The sequence below is a fragment of the Rhodococcus jostii NBRC 16295 genome, assembly GCF_001894825.1.
Classification (GTDB): Bacteria; Actinomycetota; Actinomycetes; order Mycobacteriales; family Mycobacteriaceae; genus Rhodococcus_F; species Rhodococcus_F jostii.
This window is the reverse complement of the sequence record NZ_BCWY01000001.1, coordinates 280,123-293,713: the sequence shown is the minus strand read 5'-3', so window position 1 is coordinate 293,713 and position 13,591 is coordinate 280,123. Positions and strand designations below refer to the sequence as shown.

At 65.7% G+C, this 13,591-nt stretch carries 12 protein-coding genes; 1 reads left to right on the top strand and 11 read right to left on the bottom strand.

Going from position 1 to position 13,591, the window contains the following annotated elements; translation table 11 throughout:
- Window positions 1–114: 114 nt before the first annotated feature.
- From RJ1_RS01395 to RJ1_RS01350, 10 genes are all read right to left on the bottom strand, one after another.
- Complete coding sequence (locus tag RJ1_RS01395; protein ID WP_073358083.1) at window positions 115–501, bottom strand: EthD domain-containing protein; 387 nt, start codon at window positions 499–501, stop codon at window positions 115–117.
- Window positions 502–505: 4 nt separating this feature from the next.
- Window positions 506–2,080, bottom strand: coding sequence for an acyl-CoA synthetase (locus RJ1_RS01390; protein WP_162850261.1), 1,575 nt, complete (start codon window positions 2,078–2,080; stop codon window positions 506–508).
- 21 nt (window positions 2,081–2,101) lie between these two features.
- Window positions 2,102–2,761 carry a VOC family protein gene (locus tag RJ1_RS01385; RefSeq protein WP_073358126.1) on the bottom strand — a complete coding sequence of 220 codons (660 nt, stop codon included), beginning with the start codon at window positions 2,759–2,761 and terminating at the stop codon, window positions 2,102–2,104.
- A gap of 32 nt (window positions 2,762–2,793) precedes the next feature.
- A complete protein-coding gene (locus tag RJ1_RS01380) occupies window positions 2,794–3,954 on the bottom strand; it encodes an alpha/beta hydrolase (RefSeq protein WP_240319580.1) in 1,161 nt (386 codons plus the stop codon).
- Between the two features lie 457 nt (window positions 3,955–4,411).
- Complete coding sequence (locus RJ1_RS01375; RefSeq protein ID WP_162850260.1) at window positions 4,412–5,116, bottom strand: EthD domain-containing protein; 705 nt, start codon at window positions 5,114–5,116, stop codon at window positions 4,412–4,414.
- Between the two features lie 73 nt (window positions 5,117–5,189).
- Entirely contained in the window at window positions 5,190–6,338 is a 1,149-nt protein-coding gene (ribB, locus tag RJ1_RS01370; protein ID WP_073358080.1) for a 3,4-dihydroxy-2-butanone-4-phosphate synthase, read from the bottom strand.
- Window positions 6,339–6,381: 43 nt separating this feature from the next.
- On the bottom strand, window positions 6,382–6,639 hold the full coding sequence (locus tag RJ1_RS47455; RefSeq protein ID WP_063819564.1) for a PNPOx family protein: 258 nt from the start codon (window positions 6,637–6,639) through the stop codon (window positions 6,382–6,384).
- Window positions 6,640–6,655: 16 nt separating this feature from the next.
- Window positions 6,656–7,783, bottom strand: coding sequence for an LLM class flavin-dependent oxidoreductase (locus RJ1_RS01360; RefSeq protein ID WP_073358079.1), 1,128 nt, complete (start codon window positions 7,781–7,783; stop codon window positions 6,656–6,658).
- Between the two features lie 52 nt (window positions 7,784–7,835).
- Window positions 7,836–9,077, bottom strand: a complete 1,242-nt coding sequence (locus RJ1_RS01355) for an iron-containing alcohol dehydrogenase (protein WP_083400312.1) — start codon at window positions 9,075–9,077, stop codon at window positions 7,836–7,838.
- 208 nt (window positions 9,078–9,285) lie between these two features.
- Window positions 9,286–10,143, bottom strand: coding sequence for an SDR family NAD(P)-dependent oxidoreductase (locus RJ1_RS01350; protein ID WP_061042672.1), 858 nt, complete (start codon window positions 10,141–10,143; stop codon window positions 9,286–9,288).
- A 326-nt stretch (window positions 10,144–10,469) separates the two neighbouring features.
- Between RJ1_RS01350 and RJ1_RS01345 the strand changes: the two genes are divergently transcribed.
- Window positions 10,470–11,756: a winged helix-turn-helix transcriptional regulator gene (locus tag RJ1_RS01345; protein ID WP_073358078.1), complete on the top strand. Its 1,287-nt coding sequence runs from the start codon at window positions 10,470–10,472 to the stop codon at window positions 11,754–11,756.
- Window positions 11,757–12,625: 869 nt separating this feature from the next.
- On the opposite strand, the gene RJ1_RS48755 is transcribed toward RJ1_RS01345, so the two are convergent.
- Complete coding sequence (locus RJ1_RS48755; RefSeq protein WP_073358076.1) at window positions 12,626–13,321, bottom strand: alpha/beta fold hydrolase; 696 nt, start codon at window positions 13,319–13,321, stop codon at window positions 12,626–12,628.
- Between the last annotated feature and the right edge of the window lie 270 nt (window positions 13,322–13,591).

Sequence of the window (13,591 nt, the reverse complement as noted above, 5' to 3'; positions counted from 1 at the left end):
AGGACAGGGATCCTGTATCCCGTCGAGGCCGCCGCACTTCGCGGGGTTGTCGGTGATCGGATGCCTTCACTTCGGGTCGGCGCGGGTCGCAGCGGACCGAAGGCACACCGGAGGTCAAAAGAAGCTCACGACCTCCCCACCGATGGTGATCGGGTCTCCAATCACGGTGTACTGGGAATCCAGCACCGAAACCCGCGTGGCGGCCGTGTCCAAGAACGTCTGCTCGTCGGGAATCACCAGATCCCTCCAGAGCGGCAGTGCCCACAGCTCCTGGCGGGATTCCACACTGTCATACCAGCTCTCTGAGAACCCATCGAACGGAAGCGACTCACCTGGGAAGCCCGGGTTGGGTCGAAGGTGGTGTTGCACATAGCGGCGGATGGCCTTGCGCGGCTCCGGGGTGTCGCGCAACAGTGCGCCGTGCACGTTGCGCCAGTGGTCGGAGAATTCCTCCCAGCTCAGGTCCGGATGGCGCTTGTAGAAGCCCAAAACGACGATCACGCCGTCACCTCTCTCGAATTCGCATGTAAAGGTCGGAGCCGTCGGCGATTTCGCTCGGATAGCCTCCAGCCGCTTGAGGACAGGGCACTGCCGGGTCGAACCTCTCCCGCAGCGACCGCTTGTCGATCTTTCCGTACGCATTGCGCGGGATCGCGTCGACGAACTCAAAGCGCCGCGGCACTTTGTAAGGAGCCAGCAGCAGCTTGGCGTGCGCAGTGAGCTCGCGGCTGTCCGCTCCGCCCGGGTGCGCTACAACGACCGCAGTGACGGTCTCTCCCCAGGTGCGGTCTGGCGTCCCGATCACCGCGACGTCTGCCACGCCCGCGTGCTCCAACAGTGCCCGCTCCACCTCAATGGCATAGACGTTGGACCCACCGGTGATGATCATGTCCTTCGAGCGGTCAAGTAAGAACAGCCAGCCATGACTGTCGATGCTGCCCAGGTCGCCAGTGTGAAGCCAACCGTCCCGCAGGGCCTTCGCCGTCTCCTCAGGACGGTTCCAGTACCCGGCCATCACCGCCGGGCCGGACACCGCGATCTCGCCCACCTCGTCGGTCTCGAGTGCTGCCCCGGTCTCGGGCTCGACGATGCGCACGTCCATTCCCGGCCGGGGCCTGCCCGCCGAACGCAGCAGCGCCGTATCCGCGCCGTCCGGGTCGGGATGGTCCGCGGCGGGCAACCACGTCATGGTCATCGGCGATTCGCCTTGGCCGTAGAGCTGGACCAACACCGGTCCGAAGGTCCGCAGCGCAGCGGCCAGCTCGGCCGGTGGGAAGGGAGCGCCGCCATAGACCATGTGCCGCAAGTCGGGCAGGTTGGGCAGGGCCCCGGAAAGGTGGTCCGACAGCATCGTGATCTGCGTGGGCACCATCCAGGTATTGGTCACCCGCTGCTCTCTCATGAGCGCGAGCACCGTCGGCGGATCGAACTGCTCTCCTGTCGGGATCACCTGGTGTGCACCGCGGGCGACCGCAGCGAGGGCGTGGAAACCGGCGCCGTGGCTCAGCGGTGCGGCGTGCAGAGTCACGTCGCCCTCATCCATCGGCGTCAAGTCGGCCAGCCAGGAGCCGACGACGAAGGCCAGGCCGCCATGGGTGAGCATCGCTCCCTTCGGACGCCCGGTGGTGCCCGAGGTGTAGAAGAGCCACGCAACCGTGTCCACGCGCACGTCGACGATCTCCTGCGCAATGTCGGCGTACTCCGCGACAAGCCGCTCATACCCCTCCCCGGTCACGATCAGCGGGACGCCCGGATCGCCGACCTCCGCGGCCCCTGCCTCGTCTGTCACAAGGGCGGCAGCTCCGGAGTCCTCGAGGTGGTAGGCGACCTCAGCTGCCGGCAACTTCGAGTTCAGGGGGACAACGACCATGCCCGCTTTGAACGCGGCGTACATGGCCTCCAGCAGCTCCGGGCGGTTGCGCATCAGCAGCGCTATCCGGTCCCCGGGTCCTGCCCCGAGCCTCCGCAGCGCAGCCGCGAGAGCATCGCTGCGCCGGTCGAGCCCTGACCAAGTAACAGTGCAGTCGCCCCAGGTGACGGCCGCCCGGTCCGGCCATCGCGCCGCCACCTGACTCAGCATCCGGCCAAGGTTCATGAGCGACTACACCGGCCTCTCGGGGTCGGTGGGCAGATCCTCGGTCGGCTTGGCTGACTTCTCCGCGTTGCGCCCAGCGATGAACTTCAGCAGGGCTTCGGGCACGTCCTGACCCTCCGCTGTGGCCGCGTTCTTCACGTCGACCCAGTCCTGCAAATCCCGCGCGGCGGAGTCCTCACGGGCGTTCCAGTCGTCGACCAGCGGGCAGGTTATCTCCAGCCGGATGTCGTTGACCGGGTCGCGGAAGTAGATCGACAGGATGATCCCGTGGTCGGTCGGACCGACGATCTCGATGCCGTTCTGCCGTAGCCAGGCCGCCCAGGCGTGGATGTCCTCCGGCGTGTCTGCTTCGAACGCGAGGTGGTCGAATATGTCGTAGGCCGGATGCCCCTTCGGGTTGGCCGGCGGCAATCCGGGCGCCTCGAAGAAGGCGAGCGTCGAGCCGTCGTGTAACCGGAAGAAGACGTGGAAATATGGGAAGTCGTCTCCAGTGGAGGGAACTTTCGACCCGATCACGGTGCTCACCATCGGCATACCCATGACACGGGTATAGAAGTCGACGGTGCCCTCGACGTCGTGCGTGACATAAGCGAGGTGGTTCAGCATCTTCGGACGCCCCTGAGCGGGTGGTCCGGACAGTTCGGTGGTGTCAGTTGACTGACTCATCATGGGTCTCCTCGATGCGGGGGATGTGCCGGTCAGGACCGGGCATTGATCCACTCGGCAATGCGGTCACAGGCCTCGTCGCGTAGCTCGGGCTGCCCTTGGAAGTAATGGCCTGCGCCCTTGATCGTCACGAGTGTGGCGAGCTCGTCGGGTGTGGCCTCGTACATGTCGAGCGCGTGCTGGGGGTGCGCCGCGGTGTCTCCTGTGCCGTAGACGATGAGCACCGGTACCTCGAGGTGAGGCAGCCAACGTAGGGAGTCACCCTGCGCGTGGTCGATCGACCATTGGTTGAGCCAGCTCCGGGCGGTCGTGTATCGGGCGATCGCGGCTGGGAGCAGATTCGCCGCGCGCGGTGGGCCCCAGAGCGATACCCCAATCTCCCGGTCACTGGGCTCCAGTGCGGCGTCCAGGCTTCGGGGGTCCGCGTAGGTGCCGTGCACGACGAACGGGTAGTCGTCCACGCCCTGGGGCGCCGCTCTGAGCAGCTGCTCCGCCCAGGCAGTGATCCTCCGGTTGCGAGCGACTTGCGCTGCGCGATACCGCTCGATGAAGTCAGCGCTGTACGGCGGTCCGTTCCGCTCGTCGTACATATCGATGGCTGGATCGCGCAGGAAGGGAGTCGTCTCATCGATGATGGCCGGGTCGAGCCACTCGGTAACGAGGCGTGCCCGTCCGGAGTGGGCCATCAACATCACGACTGCGTCCGCAGGCGGGAGGTCGTGTTCGGTGAGGTTCGGCCCACCGCCCGGCGGATCCGTGACGGTCGCATTTGTTGCCTGGGCTTGGTAGTACGGCACCACCGAGGCGCCACCGGAGTTGCCGACCAACACAACTCGGCGATATCCGCGGTCCTCGCGCAGGTGCCGCACCATCGATGCGATGTCCAGCAGCACGTTCTCGGTGATCAACGAGGAGTCGTTGCCCACGTATCGAGTGGTCAGGCCGACCCCGGCGAGACCGCGCTCTGCCAGCGGGCCCAGAGCGTAGTGCCCCAGCATGTTCGAGGTCGGGTGGACCACCATGACGGCGGTGTCGGGATCCTGGCCCTCGGCCGTCACCTCGCTCGCCCATACTGTCGCCGCAAGGCGGGCCACGCCCGAATATACGTCTACTCGCGTGCTGGGGACAGCCTGCGCAGCGAGGAGGTTGCGTCGCAGGGCCGTTGAACTTTGGGGGAGATTGATCGTGCTCACCCCTCTACGTTGGCAGGCCGGAGATGTCGAAAGTGTGTCGTCTTGTGGATCAGCGCTCATTGATGTGCCGAAGTGACCGCAGCCACTCACCCAGGTTGCGGTCAGGGTGGGAACGTCGTGCACTTACGCGCCCAAGACGCACTGAATCGCCTTGTTTCTGATGATGGATGCTCGCTTCGGTTGAGCGGGACTGCGGATCTACTCGGCCTTCTGGTAGCTGTTCACTGTCCAGGCAGCACGTGGTTGAGCGTGCCTCCAACCGGTCCGTCCCGGTCGAGGTGACCGCATCGAGCGCGGCAAGTCGGTCGCCGTCGCGCGCCGCCCCGAACTTTGTCAGGTGCGCTATCCGGGAGCATTTAACGAGTCACCCGCGGCCAAAGTCAGGCCGGGTGGGCGGGGTCGGCAAAAATTTGACCCCGCCGGAAACAATCCGGCGGGGTCGGCAAAGCGCCGGCTCTCAGCCCTTGGTGAACTCGAATTCCTCGACGATCAGACGGGCCGAGGGCGGGTTGCCCACGAAGTTCTTCTCGTCGACGCGCAGCTGTGCCATGTACAGCGGATCGCCCCACGCGGCGCGGGCGTCGGCAAGGGTGTCGAACCAGAACTCGGAGATGCCGTCATAGGGGATGAATTCGACTGGCCGCGAGACCGAATCAGCGATCCCGTGATGCTGCACATAACGGCGAGCGTATTGCACGAAGGCCGGATTCTGCTTCACCAGTTCACCGTGCGCGGCATAGTGCTCGCTGAATTCGATCGGCGTCAGACCGGAACGCCGACGGGGCATGCTGAGGGTCTTGACACCCGTGCGGTCGCCGCCGATGACGATGTGCTCCTTCGCGAGGAATCGCATGGTGTGCTCGGAATCGGCGAACTCATCCTCGGCTGCCTTCACCGTCGTCCGATAGTCGTCCTCGTCGTGATAGGTCACGAGCGGATTTTTGCGCGGCTTCTCCCAAGTTTCGATGATGGCGTCCCACATCGGATCCACGGCCACTCCCGGCTGCGCGGGCAGCGAGATCGATAGCACGAGCCGGTCGGAATACTTCCAGAACGTGTCGGAGCTGGTCAGGAGTTTCGCGTAGGACCCTTTGACGGTTTCAACAAAGGCATCGCGCGTGACATCTTGCCTGGCGCGCAGAAAGACGAACTTACGAATCATTTCCATCAATTCCTCCGTTGTTTGTCGATATCAGTTTTCGAGTCCCCGACCGGGGTTCGCAGCGGATCGCAGATCATGGTGCGCTGCAAGAGGTCGCGTCTCCCCCCGTGACGACGTCATCCGCGATCCGGTCGTTCTGGCGGTCCGTCGGTGCCAGGCTGTAGCCCACATGTCGAGCCTGGCGGGCTGCGGGGTCAGGGACCTCGGGTGCGGGACGTGCGCCGAGGTCGGCGAGGATCCACTCCGCGGCCGCAGTCTGGGCGCCGGGCCCGTCCTGGTCGGTGGTGGGGGCGAACAGGACGCAGGCGCGGGGTCTACCTGCGGGGCGCAGGTAGACGACGATTCCTCGCCGCTTGGCCGAAAACCGAGCCATGGCCGCGTCGAGCTCGCTTCGGCATGCGCAGAGCGTGGAGCGCAGCACGTCGCCGCTGAGGCATTCCGTGTGCACGTAGACCGGGACGGTCTCGTCGACCGGGCCCGCGACGAGGGCAACGTGCTCGGCCCCGTCGTGCGTGCTCGCGAAGCCCACGGCTCGGAACGGACCATGTTCGGTGGGCAGCGATGTCTCGCTCACGCGCCGAACCTGCGGTTCGGTGCGGCGCCGGTACCTGATGAGGTCGGCGACGGTGAGCAGCACCAGGTCGTGCTCTTTGGCGAAGCGCTCGAGCTCGGCGCCATGCGCCATCTCGCTCGGCCGGTCCTGAGAGACGATCTCACACAACGCGCCCACCGGCGCCAGACCGGCGAGCCGGGCCAGGTCGACCGCCGCCTCGGTGTGTCCGGGGCGGTCGAGCACACCACCGGGACGGGCACGTAGCGGGACGACATGCCCGGGCCGGACGAAGTCCGGCGGGGTCGAGTCTGGTGCGGCGAGGGCCGCGATGGTGGCAGCACGGGCGGAGGCAGAGGCGCCGGTACCGGTGCCCGCCAGGTCCACGGGCACCTGGTAAGCGGTGCGGTAGCGGTCCTCGTTGGCGTAGTGCATCGGGGACAGCTCGAGCCGGTCACAGTCCTCGCCGGGCAGTGCCACACACACGAAGCCCGACGTGTGCCGGACGGTGAACGCCACCAGCGCCGGGGTCGCGAGAGCCGCAGCGAAGATCAGGTCGCCTTCGTTCTCTCGGTCGGCATCGTCGACCACGATCACAGGCTCACCGACAGCGAGGGCAGCGAGGGCGTCGCGCACCCGCTGGTCGGCGGGTTCAGGGCGGTAAAGGTCCACGACGATTCCTTCACGTTCGGACCAAGAGCGGACGGCTGTCCGTTCAGATGATGGTGAGGCGTCGAAAACGTCTGTCCCGGAAGGGCAGCGGCGCCGCGGCCGGGTCGGCGCGCAGACGGTCGACGCGCACCAGCACGATGTCGTGGTCGCCGGGCGGGAACCTCGGCATGGATGGTGCCGTCCGGCGAGCAGGTCGACCCTCCGCGAACACATTTCCGTAGGTGGCGGCTGACCACTCGGTGTCGGCGAAGCGGTCCGGCCGCGCCCTGATCTCGTCCTGTCCTTCGGCCAGCACGGTCATGCCGAGGCGGAACGCCTCATCCCCGCAGGCCGGCCTCCTTGAGCAACGGCATGACCCTCTCACCGAAGTAGTCCAGTTCCTCCTGCCAGTTCAGGAAGCCGAGCATCACGCCGTCCATGCCGGCGTCACTGATGTCCTTCAGCTGCTCGACGACCTGCTCCGGAGTGCCGACGATCCGCGCCGCGCCGGCGCCCGCGATGAACTTCCGTTTCATCTCACCGAACATGTGGGCGTCGAACGAGTGGCTCTCCAGTCCGAGCGTCGACATCCAGTTCTCTGCAGCCACCCAGTCTGCGTCGTCAAGGATGCCGTCGAGCACAGCCTGCGCCTCGGCCTCGGTGTCCCGGCAGATCACCACGGCGAAGGTCAGTACACCGAGTTCGCGCCCGAATTCCTCCCGCGCCGTGGCCCGAATGCTGGTGCTGTAGGCCTGCGCGTCCTCGACTGTGCCGAAGGAGGTGAAGTTGAAGTCGGCGTGCCGAGCCGCCCAACGGGCGCCGGTGGGCGAGCTACCGGCGTTGAACACCACCGGGCGCGGCTGGATCGGCTTGGGCTTGGACTGCGCGGCGGTAAGCCGGTGGAACGTGCCGACGTGGTCGAACGGCTCGCTTTCCGTCCATAGCCGGTCGATGATGTCCATCCATTCCGAGCCGTAGTCGTAGCGGGCCTCGTGGTCGCGCTGGGCCAGCCCGAACATTGCGAACTCTGGGGTCAGCCAGCCCATCACCACGTTCATCCCGAACCGGCCGCCGGAGATGTGGTCGATCGTCGTGGCCATCTTGGCGGCGACGATCGGGTGGATGATCGGGGCGTGCACGGTCGCGAACGTCATGATGTTCGACGTGCTCGCCGCCATGGCTGCGGCGTAGGTGTGCGTCTCGTAGTTGGTGCCCATGTAGTCGATCTCGCCGCCCGACCCCTGCCAGCGGGCCACCGGGAGGAAGACCTCCATCCCGAGCGCGTCCGCTTTCTGGGCCAGCCCCAGTTGGTAGTCCCACTCGATCCGCTGTGACGTCGCCGCCTTCGAAATGATCATGCCGTTACTACAGTTCATAGCAAACAGGCCGAGCTTGAGCCGGTTGCCGTTGTAGAGCGGCACATGCCGCCGCCGGTACTCGGCCAGGTCGTCGCGTGTGGTCTTCATCGTTCCTCGTATCTTGTGCTGTGGTGGGTGGATGTAAGAAGGTGGTGCCAGGTCAGAGCACCCTGCGGAGAAGGTCGACGATGGCGTCCGCGTCGCCGACCGGGACCGGGTTGGTCTTGTTCGTGAGGGCGTCGAAGGCGCTGGTGGCGACTCCCGGCAGATCGGACTCCTTGACCCCGTAGTCCGAGAGCCGGTTTCTGATGCCCAGCCGCACGGCGAAGTCCCGGAGGAACTGGGCGGCGGCCGCCGCAGCCGCGTCGTCGCTCATCCCACCGGTATCGACACCCAGGGATTGGGCGATTAGGCGCTGCCGGTGTGCGTTCGCCGGCCGGTTGTAGTCCATGACCTCCGGCAGCACGATCGCCGAGCACGCGCCGTGCGGCACGTCGCAGCGTGCGCCGAGCGGAAGGCCTATGCCGTGGCTCATCCCGAAGGGGATCAGCCCGAACGAGAAGATGGACATCATGGCGGCCTGCTGGCAGGCGCTGCGCGCGACCAAGTCGGCAGGGTCATCGACCGAACGAGGCAGCGCCGTGGCCAGCATCTCCAGCGCCCCCAAAGCAAGCGCGTCACCAAAGGGCAGGTGCTCGGTCGAGCAGACGGTCTCGACGCAGTGGTCGACGGCACGCAGCCCGGTGGAGCCCCACAGCCAGTCCGGTGTGGCCTGGGTCAGCTCGGCGTCGAGGATCACTGTCCTGGCTCGCATCTGCGGGTCGCCGAAGGCGTCCTTGCACTGACGGTCCGGATCACTAATGCCGGTGAAGGCGGTGAACTCGCCCGCCGACAGGGTGGTCGGGATGGCGATCAGCGGGATGAACTTCCGCTCGCTGACCTGCCCGACCAGGCCGCCGCCGGCGCGTGGCACCATCCTCAGCGCGTGCAGGTCGTCCGTGCTGCGGACGTCGTGGGCCAACGCCATCGCCACAGCCTTTGCGGTGTCGTTGGCCGATCCGCCGCCAAAGCTGATGACAGCGTCGATGCCGAGTCCACGAGCTTGCTCGGTGGCGGCGAGGACCGACGTCCGCGACACGTGCTGCACGGATTCCGCGAACACTCCTGCGCACCGCGTACCCAACAGCGATCGCAGCCGATCGACCAGGTCCGTCTTGGTGGCCAGGGTCCGCCCGGTGATGATCAGGGCCCGGGACGCGCCCGCCGCGTCCATCTCATCCGCGAGACCGGTCACCGAGCCGGGGCCGGTAATCACCCGCTCGACCGGGGAGAACCTGAAGTCCCCGCGGAAGGGGCCGCCGTCGTCTGGCTGCCCGAAAATCGCGGACGCGTTCTCGCTCATTGCGGTACTCCTCTTCGAAACTCACCGTCCACCGGACATGGTGGACGGCTCTGTGTTGGTCGCGACCCCGTCGCACCTCGGCGCAGGACGGCAGCCGGTGCCACACCACGTTCGACCGCATTGACATAGCGGGCGCCGCAGTGACGACGACTCGCGATGTCGCGCCGGCGAGCAGAGCTCCGACGGCGAGAACGGTCGATCCGCGGAGCTAGCAATCCGAGCCACTCTCCTGGTCCTGCCGGCGCGTCCCACTAGAGCTGGACTTTTCGAAGCCGGGACGCGGAATCGTCCGAAGCCAGGACTGCGCCAGCCCACCGTCCACCGCCAGTTCCTGCCCTGATAGGTAGCTCGCACTGTCCCCTGCGAGGAAGAGAACTGCGTCCGCGACGTCGGCCACGGTCCCGATGCGCCCGAGCGGTACGGCTGCCTCACGTTGGGCCAGGACAGCCGGATCGGCGTACATGCCCTCGGTGAGTTGTGTGCGGAGCAGGGCCGGGCTGACCAGGTTGCTCCGGATTCCGTACTCGCCGAGCTCGATCGCCAGAAGGTTCGACAGCATCCTCACCGCGGCCTTGCTCACGCTGTAGGCGCCGCTATACGGCTGCGGCAGGCTGCCGGAGACGGACCCGATGTGGATCATGCTGCCCGCGATTCCCGCGTCCGCCATTTGCCGGCCGAACGCCTGCGCACAGCGAAGGTAGCCGTTGAGGTTGACATCCATCACCCGTTGCCAGCGGTCGACGTCGATGTCCAGGAGCGCATCGGCGTACAAGGCAGCCGCGTTGTTGACGAGGACTCCGGACGGGCCGAGCTCTGCGGCGACCGTTTCCGCCGCAGCAGCGACGCTCTGAGTCGACGTTACGTCGCAGTCGACGTCGATCGCTGTGTAGCCCTGCTCCCGTAGTGTCGCCATGGCACGAGACACCCCGAGCCGGTCGATGTCCAAGCCAGCGATTCGCCCGCCCGCCCGAGCCAGTGTCAGAGCGATCTCGCTCCCGATTCCCCCGGCTGCACCGGTCACCACGCAGACCCGTCCGCGTAGGCCCAGCCCAACATTCCCAGCCACGCTCTCACCTTCCTTCAATGTCGGCGGACGGTTTGGTCAGCGCGACCGAGATGTCCTCGCCGACCAGCGCGCCCGAAAACGGATCCTTCGCGACATGGGAGTTGCAATGTCTTCCCCTTGGAGTCGCGCGGCATGGGCTCGTCCGCCCGCGTCCGGCAATTCCTCGGTGCTGACACCTACACTCCTCCTCGGTCCCGTGTCGGTGACCGGTTCGGCTACCACGGATCACGCTAGGCGCCGCTCCATGTCTCTTCCGTGTCGATCGCGGGCTGACCTCGAACATCGGGACTATATGAATCGGCGGCGTCGCCAGCTAGCATGAGCGCATGCTCAGCGCGGAGCGCCCTTCGCCCGCCACCCACAGCTCGTTCTTGCCCACCCCTCCGGGCCAGGGGCAGCGGGCAGTCGTCGTGGTCGGTCAACGGCCGGGAGAGACAGAACGTCGGCTCGCCAACTTGGTCGGTCAGGTCGGCTGGAATTCGGTGCGAGTTCTCGACGAGGAGAACATCGTGTGGGCGGCCACCGTGCACCATCCAGCTGCGGTGATCATCGTCGCCGACGCCGACGACTGGACGGTGCGCACCGTCCGCGCCGTGCGCGCCGCCACGCAAGGCGTGATCGTCGTCGTGGGACGGCTTGACGCGCTTCGAACTGTGCACATCCTGACGGTCGGCGCCGATTCGGTCGTCACTGACGATGCGCCGGACGCCGAGATACTTGCGCGACTGTTCGCCCTCATCCGCCGAGAGCCGGGAACCGTCGAGGAAAGCACTCACTACCTGCAGGCGGATGGACTGACCTTGGATCTGCGCAACCGCGAGGTCACGCAGGCAGGCGACACAGTCCGACTAACCTCGACCGAGTTCAGGCTGCTCCAACTCCTGATGCAAGAGCACGGTCGCACGGTGCCGAATCAGAAGATCATCGCGAGAGTGTGGGGTGGTGGCGCGGCGGAGGGGATCAACACCCTGCGAATCTTCATCGCGCGGCTTCGCCGCAAACTCGGTGATCCGGCGACGAACCCGCGACTGGTCGCCAGCATCCGCGGCCACGGCTACCGGTTCCTGCCGCAGGTAATCGAGCTGCGTACGGACGGGCGCGACGACCCGGCACCAGACGCGGAGCCCATGTCAGGCCTCGACGCGGTCGAGCGGCTCGCGCACTCGCTGGCCGGCTGCGCGGACACCCGGACGGTCAGCGAAGCGTTCGTGCACTTCCTCGTGAACGGGACGACGGTCGACGGTGTCGCCGTCCACCGCAAGGTGAACCGGCGGCTGTTACTACAGGCCCAGTACGGTCTATCGCCCGAGTGGGTCCGCCACGCCACCGACCTCCCGATCACGGGCGGTCTCGCGGCCGGGGCGGCCCTCGAGGCGTCGTCGGAGCTGGTCGTCCTCGACCGTGGGCCCCGACGTTTCAGGGACACCGCCCGCCTGCTGCAGGACGAGGGGGTCGCATCCACCCTCTTCCTCCCATTCAACTTCGGGCCCAACGCAATCGGCTGCGTCGGGGTCACCCGCCGTACGACCGGGCCGTGGAGCGCGCGCCCCCTCAGCGTGCTGCGCGCCCTCACCGCCGTCTACGGCAGTCAGGCCGCCGCACGGACTGCATAGCTGCCGGGGTGCGAGGAACAACGCAACTTCCGTCGAGTTGCTGCGCGTCAGCGCGCCTTGGACAGCACCTCACCCACGGTCCTCCACCCCAGCCGCACAGCTGACGACGGCTGCAGATCTCGGTTCGGTGTGCCTGAAAGACATAGTGCACGTTTCAGTTTCCCAGAAGAGGGGGATTTTCCGAGTTGCGGTGGGCGGCGCAAACTGCTGATTGCCGCACACATCACAGCTTCTGGATCGGCCTGGCGGGGCGTCATATGATTGCCACGCGCACTGGCTCCGCCATCCGTGGCGTCGCGGAGTAGCGCCTCCCCAGGTCAGCCAAACCCAGTGGCTGACGGAGGCTTCCACGCTTCGACGGTCCGACTTCACCCGACTCGGGACCGTCGATGGGAACCCCGCCTTCCCGCGCCGTGGGACGGCGGGGTTCCACTTCCTGAGCGAAGCTTGGGAACACCTCGTTGCTCGCAGACCTAGGGGATTTACTCAAGGGCAGTGATCTGGGCAGAGTTGAAAAACGGGTAGTCGGTCCACAATGATGTTCGGGACAAACCTCACTCGCACGGGCTCAGTCGCGCACCGTGAAGCGGTCCCGGCGATGAACGAGTACACCCACGGTCCGTCATCGAGAGCGACGATGGCGATTGTCACTGGGACGAGTTCTCCGTGGAGGCCGTCGACTTCACGATGCACCACTCTCGACGAGACAATTGATCCTGTTCCAGTGGAAGCGATGGGCTCGAGTTGAGAGCTGCAACATCGGGAACATGTCGCCATCATGGGCGCGAGTAGCGTCCCGCATTGTTCGCAGATCTGAATCAGCAGGTTCGATCGAGCATCTACCTGCTTCCGAGTCACAGATTGCAGAGTCACCGCGCGAACCGACCGCTAGATGCGTTGAGCACCGTCCTCATCGCATAACCGAAACAGTGGGGGTCATCAATGAGCCAGTCGTGTGTGCCCGCCACAGTGAACACAGGGGGCCCACCTAGAGCATTCCGGAGTGAGAAGTAGCTCGAGCGCGGGATGACTCGGTCGTTTCGTCCCCATAGAAGAGAAACAGGAAGTTGCCTGGTGGCAAGGCATTCGAGTTCCCGAGTTAGATCCACTGCCTTCGCGGTGACAGCGCTTGGGTGGAAGTTCCGCGGAAGAGGTGTCTGCGCCGTTGCCCCACCGAGAGAATTGACGAGGACGAGTTGCGCAACTCGATCGGGCCTTTCGTAAGCCACTTTTACGGCGATTGCACCACCCACAGAGTGACCGACCAGTGTGATGGGTGTGTCAATGCCTATTCCGGAAAGGAAGCTATCCAGCCAGCTGACGCAGTCGCTCAGCCACAGGTTCATGGATCCAGACGGCTGGTCCGCCGAGTATCTCGGTAACCGAGGCGCGTACACGTTCACGCCATTGTGAGCTAAACGGGACAACGCGCTCTGATAGCTGCGGGGTGATCCCCAGCCATGCACAAAGATCGCCGCAGGGCCAGCGCCGGCGACGCCATAGACGGCGTACCGACCTTGGGCAATGACGTGCCGCCAGCGAATCGGGGGTGGTCGATGATTCATCGGCGGAAGCGTGAGCGTGCGACTGGAATTTCGAACGGTGTTGTAGAGATACCCTTTCGGGTACAGAGCGGATCGGTGGTACATCATGATTACCTTGGTCGAGCCCGATTCCGGTGGATCGCGTTGTGTGCGCCCCGACAGCTAGTCTCGCGCATGCACTGTTGGCCGAATTCGGTTGGTTTAGACGCGGATTGGCGCGCAGATGCTGATGTTCTTGTGTCGCGAGCGACGACGCCGATACCCTATTACAGCCGTTCAGAGCCGATCAGC

Excerpts from the sequence above, each read along its gene's own strand:
- RJ1_RS01390 (WP_162850261.1), bottom strand. The coding sequence starts at position 2,080 with ATGCTGAGTCAGGTGGCGGCGCGATGGCCGGACCGGGCGGCCGTCACC.
- RJ1_RS01385 (WP_073358126.1), bottom strand. The coding sequence starts at position 2,761 with ATGAGTCAGTCAACTGACACCACCGAACTGTCCGGACCACCCGCTCAG.
- RJ1_RS01375 (WP_162850260.1), bottom strand. The coding sequence starts at position 5,116 with ATGATTCGTAAGTTCGTCTTTCTGCGCGCCAGGCAAGATGTCACGCGC.
- RJ1_RS47455 (WP_063819564.1), bottom strand. The coding sequence starts at position 6,639 with ATGACCGTGCTGGCCGAAGGACAGGACGAGATCAGGGCGCGGCCGGAC.
- RJ1_RS01360 (WP_073358079.1), bottom strand. The coding sequence starts at position 7,783 with ATGAAGACCACACGCGACGACCTGGCCGAGTACCGGCGGCGGCATGTG.
- RJ1_RS01355 (WP_083400312.1), bottom strand. The coding sequence starts at position 9,077 with ATGAGCGAGAACGCGTCCGCGATTTTCGGGCAGCCAGACGACGGCGGC.
- RJ1_RS01345 (WP_073358078.1), top strand. The coding sequence starts at position 10,470 with ATGCTCAGCGCGGAGCGCCCTTCGCCCGCCACCCACAGCTCGTTCTTG.
- RJ1_RS48755 (WP_073358076.1), bottom strand. The coding sequence starts at position 13,321 with ATGAATCATCGACCACCCCCGATTCGCTGGCGGCACGTCATTGCCCAA.